This is a genomic window from Streptomyces cahuitamycinicus (genome assembly GCF_002891435.1).
GTDB lineage: Bacteria > Actinomycetota > Actinomycetes > Streptomycetales > Streptomycetaceae > Streptomyces > Streptomyces cahuitamycinicus.
Genome location: NZ_POUC01000336.1, coordinates 1 through 9,069 on the forward strand (window position 1 = coordinate 1; position 9,069 = coordinate 9,069).

General features: G+C 69.2%; 11 protein-coding genes. 7 read left to right on the forward strand and 4 right to left on the reverse strand.

Annotation, left to right across the window (positions count from 1 at the left end; genetic code table 11):
* The 6 genes from C1J00_RS31935 to pstB form a co-directional block, all read left to right on the forward strand.
* Positions 1-794, forward strand: a 794-nt coding sequence (locus tag C1J00_RS31935) for a CHAD domain-containing protein (RefSeq protein WP_102912469.1), incomplete at its 5' end; no start/stop codon positions are given.
* Between the two features lie 31 nt (positions 795-825).
* Positions 826-1,260, forward strand: coding sequence for an NUDIX hydrolase (locus tag C1J00_RS31940; RefSeq protein WP_102912470.1), 435 nt, complete (start codon positions 826-828; stop codon positions 1,258-1,260).
* 244 nt (positions 1,261-1,504) lie between these two features.
* Positions 1,505-2,626 carry a phosphate ABC transporter substrate-binding protein PstS gene (pstS, locus tag C1J00_RS31945; protein ID WP_102912471.1) on the forward strand — a complete coding sequence of 374 codons (1,122 nt, stop codon included), beginning with the start codon at positions 1,505-1,507 and terminating at the stop codon, positions 2,624-2,626.
* A gap of 101 nt (positions 2,627-2,727) precedes the next feature.
* Entirely contained in the window at positions 2,728-3,729 is a 1,002-nt protein-coding gene (gene pstC, locus C1J00_RS31950) for a phosphate ABC transporter permease subunit PstC (RefSeq protein WP_102912472.1), read from the forward strand.
* A complete protein-coding gene (gene pstA, locus C1J00_RS31955; RefSeq protein WP_102912473.1) occupies positions 3,726-4,784 on the forward strand; it encodes a phosphate ABC transporter permease PstA in 1,059 nt (352 codons plus the stop codon). The genes pstC and pstA overlap by 4 nt, the downstream gene beginning before the upstream one ends.
* 45 nt (positions 4,785-4,829) lie before the next feature.
* Positions 4,830-5,606: a phosphate ABC transporter ATP-binding protein PstB gene (gene pstB / locus C1J00_RS31960; protein WP_102912474.1), complete on the forward strand. Its 777-nt coding sequence runs from the start codon at positions 4,830-4,832 to the stop codon at positions 5,604-5,606.
* Positions 5,607-5,815: 209 nt separating this feature from the next.
* On the opposite strand, the gene C1J00_RS31965 is transcribed toward pstB, so the two are convergent.
* Positions 5,816-6,814 carry an inorganic phosphate transporter gene (locus C1J00_RS31965; protein ID WP_102912475.1) on the reverse strand — a complete coding sequence of 333 codons (999 nt, stop codon included), beginning with the start codon at positions 6,812-6,814 and terminating at the stop codon, positions 5,816-5,818.
* 7 nt (positions 6,815-6,821) lie between these two features.
* Complete coding sequence (locus C1J00_RS31970) at positions 6,822-7,442, reverse strand: DUF47 domain-containing protein (RefSeq protein ID WP_102912476.1); 621 nt, start codon at positions 7,440-7,442, stop codon at positions 6,822-6,824.
* A gap of 203 nt (positions 7,443-7,645) precedes the next feature.
* Between C1J00_RS31970 and C1J00_RS31975 the strand changes: the two genes are divergently transcribed.
* Complete coding sequence (locus tag C1J00_RS31975) at positions 7,646-8,023, forward strand: metal-sensitive transcriptional regulator (RefSeq protein WP_102912477.1); 378 nt, start codon at positions 7,646-7,648, stop codon at positions 8,021-8,023.
* Between the two features lie 30 nt (positions 8,024-8,053).
* Here the strand turns inward: C1J00_RS31975 and C1J00_RS45580 are convergent, their stop codons facing one another.
* Both C1J00_RS45580 and C1J00_RS31980 read right to left on the reverse strand, forming a co-directional pair.
* Positions 8,054-8,221: a hypothetical protein gene (locus C1J00_RS45580; protein WP_162494362.1), complete on the reverse strand. Its 168-nt coding sequence runs from the start codon at positions 8,219-8,221 to the stop codon at positions 8,054-8,056.
* Positions 8,222-8,312: 91 nt separating this feature from the next.
* Positions 8,313-9,069 (reverse strand): SCO4651 family lipoprotein (locus tag C1J00_RS31980; RefSeq protein ID WP_102912478.1); only part of this gene is annotated, 757 nt, incomplete at its 5' end.

Below are 9,069 nucleotides of genomic sequence, written 5' to 3' on the forward strand. Positions count from 1 at the left end.
GCACCCATACCGACCCCGCCGCGTTCGCCCATGCCGACCCGGCCGCGTTCGCCCTTGCCGACCCGGCCGCGGGCAGTCGTACCGCCGGGGCGGCGCCCTTCCCGCAGAGGGCGGCAGCCCGCGACGCCGGGCCGCGCAATCCCCCGGCCGCGGCACCGGAACGCGGCAACCTGACCGTGGGAGCGGCCAAGGCGGGCGCCCTGCTCGACCGGCAGCTGACGCTGGCCCGCACCCGGGCCCACTCCACGGCCCTGCAGGCCCTGGGCAGCAGCCGCTTCCACGCCATCGCGGACAAGGTCGCGGTGCTGGCCAGCGAGGTCCCGCTCGCCAAGACCGCCGGCACCACCGACCTGCGTCCCCTCGCCACCGCCGCCCAGGACCGGCTCGCCGACGCGGTGACCGCCCTCCCCCTCGTCGTCGCGGGGCACCCGTACAACTCCGCGGCCCTCGTCCACGGCCTGTCCCCGGACACCGTCCCGCACCCCCAGGACGCCCCGTGGCACCAGGTCCGCCTGCTGCTGCGCCTGCACCGCTACGCCCGCGAGGCCGTCAGCGGCCCCAAGGGCAACGCCGTGGTCGACCTGCGGCTGCTCGCCGCCGGCCAGGCCCTGAACCGGCACCGCGACGCCTCGGAGGCGTCGGCGGCGGCGGCCCAGGCGGCCCGCACCCCGCGCATCGCCCCGGCCACGGCCTACGCCCTCGGCGTGCTCCACGCCGACCAGCGGCACGAGGTGGAGGCGGCGCGTTTCGCGTTCCAGCAGGCCTGGCAGAAGGAGACCGTCGGCGCGTCATGACCGGACCCGGCACCAGGAGGCGGTGAGACCGGTGAGCACCCCCGAGGACACCACCGTTCAGGCGGCGGGCTGCGTCCTGTGGCGCCGCTCCCCCGCCACCGGCGAGCCGGAACTCTGCCTCGTTCACCGGCCGAAATACGACGACTGGTCGTGGCCGAAGGGGAAGCTGAAGCGCGGCGAGGAGGCACTCGCCGGCGCGCTGCGCGAGGTGGCGGAGGAGACGGGCTGCCGGGCCGTGCCCGGCCCCGAGCTGTCCACCCACCGCTATACGGCGGGCGGCCGCCCCAAGACGGTCCGCTACTGGGCGGCCGAGGCCATGACCTGCGCGTTCTCCCCGACGGACGAGGTGGACCGGCTCCTGTGGCTCGCCCCGGCCGCCGCCCGGGACCGTCTCACCCAGCCCCACGACCGGCCCCTGGTGGACGAGCTGCTCACCGTTCTGCACCTGCCCCGGACGGCCGGCTGACCGGACGGTCCCGTTCCGTCCGAAAGCGGAATGCCGACGTGCTCTCCCCGTGAGCATTCCGTGACCTAACCAGGCCTTAGGCAGGGGTTCACCCCTCGTTCACGTGCGGCCATTGGCGGCTTCACCTGTCCTGCCTAATTTCAGCCTTACCGACGCGAGCCGCGCCTCCCGAGTGCGACCGCGTCCGCATCACTCAGACTTCGCACGCCGCCGATCAGGACGGCGGCTCCTGGAAGGAACTCAAGTGAAGCTTCAGCGCATGAACCGGCGGGCCCTCGCTCTCGGTGCTCTCGCCGTCTCCGGCGCCCTGGCCCTCACGGCGTGCGGCTCCGACGAGACCGGCAACCCGGGCGAAGGCTCCTCCAACGCCGCCGCGCAGAGCAACATCAAGTGTGACGACGCCTCCGGCCAGGTCCTCGCCGACGGCTCCTCCGCGCAGAAGAACGCGGTCGACGCCTGGGTGAAGCAGTTCTCGGCGGCCTGCCAGGTGGAGATCAACTACAAGGCCGGCGGTTCCGGTGCCGGTGTCACCGCGTTCACGCAGGGCCAGGTCCCGTGGGCCGGTTCGGACTCGGCGCTGAAGCCCGACGAGGTCGCGGCCACCAAGAAGATCTGCTCCGGCGGCCAGGGCATCGACCTGCCGATGGTCGGCGGCCCGATCGCCGTCGGCTACAACGTCCCCGGCGTCGACAAGCTCGTCCTGGACTCGGCGACGATCGCCAAGATCTTCGACAGCAAGATCACCAACTGGAACGACCCGGCGATCGCGAAGCTGAACCCCGACGCGAAGCTGCCCAACCTCAAGATCCAGGCGTTCCACCGCTCGGACGAGTCCGGCACCACGGACAACTTCACCAAGTACCTGATCGCCACCGCCAAGAAGGACTTCCCCTACGAGGGCGGCAAGGCCTGGCAGGCCAAGGGCGGCCAGTCCGCTCCGCAGTCCTCCGGTGTCGCCGCGCAGGTCAAGCAGACCGCCGGCGCGATCGGCTACTTCGAGCTGTCGTACGCCAAGGACGGCATCAAGACCGTCGCCATCGACACCGGCGCGGACGAGCCGGTCGAGGCGACCGTCGACAACGCCACCAAGGCGATCGCCGAGGCCAAGGTCGTCGGCACCGGCAAGGACCTCGCGCTGGAGCTGAACTACGCGACCAAGGCCGACGGCGCCTACCCGATGGTCCTGGTGACGTACGAGATCGTCTGCGACAAGGGCAACAAGTCCGAGACCCTGCCCGCGGTCAAGGCGTTCCTGCGCTACGCGGCCTCGGAGGACGGCCAGAAGATCCTCGCCGAGAACGACTACGCGCCCATGCCCGACGAGATCATCACCAAGGTTCGCACGACCGTCGAGAGCCTGAGCTGACCTGAGTGCGGTCCGGTCCCCAGCGGGACCGGACCGCACCGTCCGGTGCACCGCCGCCAAGGGCCGCACAGCACGTGCGGTTCCGCAGACCGGAGAACCCGATGGACACAACACAGATAGCTGACGCACCTCCCCCCACGCAGCCGCCCACCGCCGAGCGGAAGCGCGCGGCCCGTGGCGCCACCCGGCCCGGAGACCGGATCTTCCTCGGTCTGTCCCGTGGCTCGGGCATTCTGCTGCTGGTGATCATGGCCGCGATCGCGGGCTTCCTCACCTACCGCGCCGTCCTCGCCATCAGCAAGGACGACGGCAACTTCCTGACGACCTTCGAATGGAACACCGGCGTCAACCCGCCGGTCTTCGGCATCGCGGTCCTGGCCTACGGCACGATCGTCTCCTCGATCATCGCCATGCTCATCGCGGTCCCGGTCTCGGTCGCCATCGCGCTGTTCCTCACGCACTACGCCCCGCGCCGGCTGCGCGGCCCCATCGCCTATGTGATCGACCTGCTGGCCGCCGTGCCGTCCATCGTCTACGGCCTGTGGGGCGCACTGGTCCTCGTCCCGCACATGAACGGCCTCTTCGGCTGGCTGAACGACTACCTCGGCTGGACCGGCGTCTTCGCCTGGCAGGGCGGCGCCGCGCGATCCATGCTCACCGTGGGCATCCTGCTCGCGATCATGATCCTGCCGATCATCACCAACGTGAGCCGCGAGGTCTTCCGCCAGGTCCCGCAGACGCACGAGGAGGCCGCCCTGGCGCTCGGTGCCACCCGCTGGGAAGTGATCCGCATGGCGGTCATCCCCTTCGGCCGCTCCGGCGTCATCTCGGCCTCGATGCTCGGCCTCGGCCGCGCCCTCGGCGAGACGATGGCCGTCGCCACCGTGCTCTCGCCGGACTTCCTGATCCACACCAGCCTGCTCGACCCGGGCGGCGGCACCTTCGCCCAGAACATCGCCAGCAAGTTCAGCGAGGCCACCGAGTTCGGCCGTGACGCGCTGATCGCCTCCGGTCTGGTCCTGTTCGTCATCACCCTGCTGGTCAACGGCGCGGCCCGCGCGATCATCGCCCGCCGCAAGGAGTACTCGGGGGCCAACGCATGAGCACCACACCCTCCGTCACCGCCAAGCGCCCCAGCACACTGCGCGGCGGCCACCTGCCCAAGTGGGCTCCGTGGGCCATCGCCGCCGGATCCGTCGCCCTCGGACTCGGCATCAGCGCCGCCGCCGGCCTGCACAGCAGCGTCCAGTGGGCGCTGATCGCCGCGATCCTGCACGTCCTCGGTACGTATGTCATCGCGGCCCGGGTCGAGAACCGCCGCCAGGCCAAGGACCGTGTGGTCACCTCGCTGGTGTGGGTAGCGTTCCTGCTCGCCGTGGTGCCGCTGGCCTCGCTGGTGTGGTCGACCGTCAAGCGCGGCGTGAAGGTCTTCGACCTCTACTTCCTGACGCACTCCATGGGCGTGGTCGCCGACTCGGAGACGGGCGGCGGCATCTACCACGCCATCCTCGGCACGCTGGAGCAGGTCGGCCTCGCCACGCTGATCGCCGCGCCGGTCGGTGTGCTCACCGCGATCTATCTGGTGGAGTACGGGCGCGGCAACCTCGCCCGAGCGGTCACCTTCTTCGTCGACGTCATGACGGGCATCCCGTCGATCGTCGCCGGCCTGTTCATCCTCAGCCTCATGCTGATGTTCGATCTGGAGCCCTTCGGCTTCGCCGGGTCACTCGCCCTCGCGATCCTGATGATGCCGGTCGTCGTCCGCTCCACGGAGGAGATGCTCAAGCTCGTCCCGAACGAGCTGCGCGAAGCCTCTCTGGCGCTCGGCGTGCCCAAGTGGCGCACCATCCTGAAGGTGGTCCTGCCGACCTCGCTCGGCGGCATCACCACCGGCATCATGCTGTCCATCGCCCGCATCGCCGGTGAGACCGCGCCCGTGCTGCTGCTGGTGTTCGGCAGCAAGTTCATCAACGCCAACCCCTTCGAGGGTGCCCAGGCGTCGCTCCCGCTGTACATCTACCAGCAGTACGGATCGGGCGAGGTCACGGCGTACGACCGCGCCTGGGCGGCGTCGCTCACCCTGATCGCCTTCGTGATGATCCTCAACCTGGTGGCCCGCGGTATCGCCCGCTGGAAGGCCCCGCAGACCGGTCGCTGACGGCGGCCACAGCGACTGATCCGACTGTCTGGAAGTGAAGCAATCATGGCCAAGCGAATCGACGTAAGCGGACTGACCGCCTACTACGGCTCCCACAAGGCGATCGAGGACATCTCGATGACCGTCGAGCCCCGCTCGGTGACGGCGTTCATCGGCCCGTCCGGCTGCGGCAAGTCGACGTTCCTGCGCACGCTGAACCGTATGCACGAGGTGACGTCCGGCGGCCGGGTCGAGGGCAAGGTGCTCCTCGACGACGAGGACCTCTACGGGTCGGGCATCGACCCGGTGTCGGTCCGCCGCGAGGTCGGCATGGTGTTCCAGCGCCCGAACCCCTTCCCCACGATGTCGATCTTCGACAACGTGGCGGCGGGACTGCGCCTGAACGGCAACTACAAGAAGAACGAGCTGAGCGACATCGTCGAGAAGTCGCTCAAGGGCGCGAACCTCTGGAACGAGGTCAAGGACCGTCTGAACAAGCCCGGCTCGGGCCTGTCCGGCGGTCAGCAGCAGCGTCTGTGCATCGCGCGGGCGATCGCGGTCGAGCCGAACGTCCTGCTCATGGACGAGCCCTGCTCGGCGCTCGACCCGATCTCCACCCTCGCGATCGAGGATCTGATCGGTGAGCTGAAGGAGCGCTTCACGATCGTGATCGTGACGCACAACATGCAGCAGGCGGCGCGCGTCTCCGACCGCACGGCCTTCTTCAACCTGTCGGCGGTCGGCCAGCCCGGCAAGCTCATCGAGATCGACGACACGGAGCGCATCTTCTCCAACCCGTCGGTCCAGGCCACGGAGGACTACATCTCCGGCCGCTTCGGCTGAGTCACCCCCCGCCGAGACCCCTCGCGGTGCTGCATGGCGGTGCCACCGCGAGGCCGAAAAAGGGCCCGCCCCTCTCCCAGGGGCGGGCCTTTTCGCTCACTCGGCTGCGGGCATGCGTGCCGCTGGGCAGCTGCCGACCCCACACAAGCGCCACCTCGTCACGCCGAGCTGCGCGACACCCCGCGTTCAGCCCCGATGCCGAGTACGGGCTACAGAAACGCCAGACTCACGAGCCCGTAGGAAGCCGCGGCCACCGCCGCCGCAGCCGGCATCGTGATGAACCAGCCGAGAATGATGTTCTTGGCGACACCCCAGCGCACGGCGTTCACCCGCTTCGTCGCCCCGACGCCCATGATCGCCGAGGTGATCACATGGGTCGTGGAGATCGGCGCCTTGAACAGGAACGCCGTGGTGAACATGATCGCCGCCCCGGTCGTCTCCGCCGCGAAGCCCTGCGGCGGGTCCAGCTCGATGATCTTCCGCCCCAGGGTCCGCATGATCCGCCAGCCACCGGCGTACGTCCCCAGCGACAGCATCACCGCACAGGCGATCTTGACCCACACCGGAATCGGATCGCCGTAGTCCTCGACATCGGCGATGACGAGCGCCATCACCACGATGCCCATCGTCTTCTGCGCGTCCTGCAGACCGTGCCCCAGCGCCATGCCGGCCGCCGAGACGGTCTGCGCGATGCGGAACCCCCGCTTGGCCTTGTGCGGGTTGGCCTTCCTGAATATCCACAGGATCGCGGTCATCACGAGGTAGCCGGCCAGCATGCCGACCACCGGGGACACGAACATCGGGATGACGACCTTCTCCAGCACCCCGCTCCAGTAGACCGTCGTCCCCCCGGCCAGCGCCGCACCGACCATGCCGCCGAACAGCGCGTGCGAGGAGGAGGACGGCAGCCCGAAGTACCAGGTGACGAGGTTCCAGACGATCGCGCCCACCAGCGCGGCGAAGAGGATGCCCATCCCCTTCGACCCGGTCGGTGTCTGGATCAGCCCCTCGCTGACGGTCTTGGCGACCCCGGAGCCCATGAAGGCACCGGCGAGGTTCATCACCGCGGCCATGGCCAGCGCGGCCTTCGGCGTCAGCGCCCGCGTCGAGACGGACGTGGCGATCGCGTTCGCCGAGTCGTGAAAACCGTTGGTGTACGTGAAGAAGAGCGCGACCGCGATGGTCACGACCAGAGCAAAGGTGTCCATGAAGGGCTCAGGACTCCTTGACGGCGATGGTCTCCACCGTGTTCGCCACGTGCTCGAACGCGTCCGCCGCTTCCTCCAGCACGTCCACGATCTGCTTGAGCTTCAGCACGTCCATGGCGTCGTACTTGCCGTTGAAGAGGTGCGCCAGCAGCTTGCGGTGGATCTGGTCGGCCTGGTTCTCCAGCCGGTTGACCTCGATCCAGTACTCGGTGAGGTTGTCCATCGTCCGCAGGTGCGGCATCGCCTCGGCCGTGAGCTCGGCCGCGCGCGCCAGGACCTCGATCTGCTGGTCGACGCCCTTGGGCAGTTCCTCGACGTTGTAGAGGACGACCAGGTCGACGGCCTCCTCCATGAAGTCCATGATGTCGTCGAGCGACGAGGCGAGGGAGTAGATGTCCTCGCGGTCGAACGGCGTGATGAAGGAGGAGTTCAGCTGGTGGAAGATCGCGTGCGTGGCATCGTCACCTGCGTGTTCCGCTGCCCGCATACGCTCTGCGATCTCGGCCCGGGCGGGAGTGTCCGCCCCGAGCAGTTCCATCAGGAGCTTCGAGCCCGTGACGATGTTGTCCGCGGAGGCGGCGAACATGTCGTAGAAGCTCGTCTCCCTGGGGGTCAGACGAAAGCGCACGTGGGGTCCTCGGGGTGCTTCGGTTTCGGTCAGGCTGATGCTAGGCGCATCATCCGGCCACGGCTATCGGCCGCCCACCAGTGTCGCCCATCGGGCACAGTGATGAACACGGGGGCGGTTCCCAGGGCCGTATACCCGGCAAAGTTCGGTACCATATACCCACCAGGGGTATCAGTTCACCCACGGTCCACCAGGAGGAAGCGATGACGGATGTGACCGACACGACAGATGTCGCACATGTCACCCCTGGCACCGCAGAGACCGCCGGGGCCGAAGTGCCGGCCGATCACGACCACGGCGTGCACGGGTACCACAAGCAGAAGGACGAACACCTCAAGCGCCTGCGCCGCATCGAGGGCCAGATCCGCGGCCTGCAGCGCATGGTCGACGAGGACGTCTACTGCATCGACATACTCACGCAGGTCTCCGCCTCCACCAAGGCCCTGCAGTCCTTCGCCCTCCAGCTCCTGGAGGAGCACCTGCGGCACTGCGTCGCAGACGCGGCCCTCAAGGGCGGTGACGAGATCGACGCGAAGGTCAAGGAGGCGACCCAGGCGATCGCCCGCATGCTGCGGACGTGAACCGGGCCCGGGCCCGGCGGACACCCTGCCTCAGCGTCCGGAGGAGTCCCGCTCCTCGGCGACTTTCAGCACCTCGTCGATGCTTTCCAGGCTGAGCCGCTCCTGGGCGGCCGAGGCCGCGATGATCAGCTCCCCGCACAGCTCGATCTCGGCGAGGGCCACGTGGTCCTGAACTGCCGTACCGCCGACCGGAGCCACGTGCATCACCTCGTCTCTGCCGTCACCGGCTTCCTAGAGTAGGGAGCGGCCTACACACCGCGCATGGCACGGACGGGCTAGTTCACGCCGGTCACTCCTCGGCGATCTTGCCCGCGTAGATGTCGCCGGCTGCGGGCAGCCGTACGCGCGCCGGGGCCCCGAAATCGTAGAGCAGCGTGGTCGACGCCACGGCCACGGGGCTCTTCTGCTGACCGTTCAGGAAGCTGAAGCGGTGCCTGACCTTGCGGATGCGTCCCTCGTCGTCGAGGTAGGCGTCGAACGGCACCGCGGTGGTGGCGAACCCGTCGGCCGCCGCCTTCAGGGAGTCCTTGTTCCCGTCCGAGGCGCGCCGGGCCGCGTCGCCGAGATCCGCCGTCCCCCGGTAGTGCCGTACTCCGGTGCCCGCGACCTCCGTCCTGCCCACGTACGCCGCCGTCCGCGTCCCGAGCAGCACCTCGGCCGCCGTGAACGGATCGGTGGCCCCGCCGGTGACGAGGTTTCCGTCGGACAGGGTCCGCGTGTCCACCCGCACCCACTTGTCCGGGGGCACACCGGCACCCCGGTTCTTCATGAACAGCGCACCCGGCGCGAGCAGTTCGGTGATCGGCCGGCGCTTCGCGGCTCCCGCGGGATCCTGCGGAAGCAGCACCTTCAGCTGCCCCATCCGCTTCCGGTAGTCGTACACCCCGGCGCCCCGGATGGTCACCCGAGTCCCGCCGGCGGCCATCTCCATCGACGTACGGGCCTTGGAACTCCCCGCGTCCACCAGCCGGCCGGCGGCCTGCCGCAGCACCGCGACCGCGTCCCCGCCACGGGAGTCCCCGGCGACCGCGTCACCCCCTGAGCAC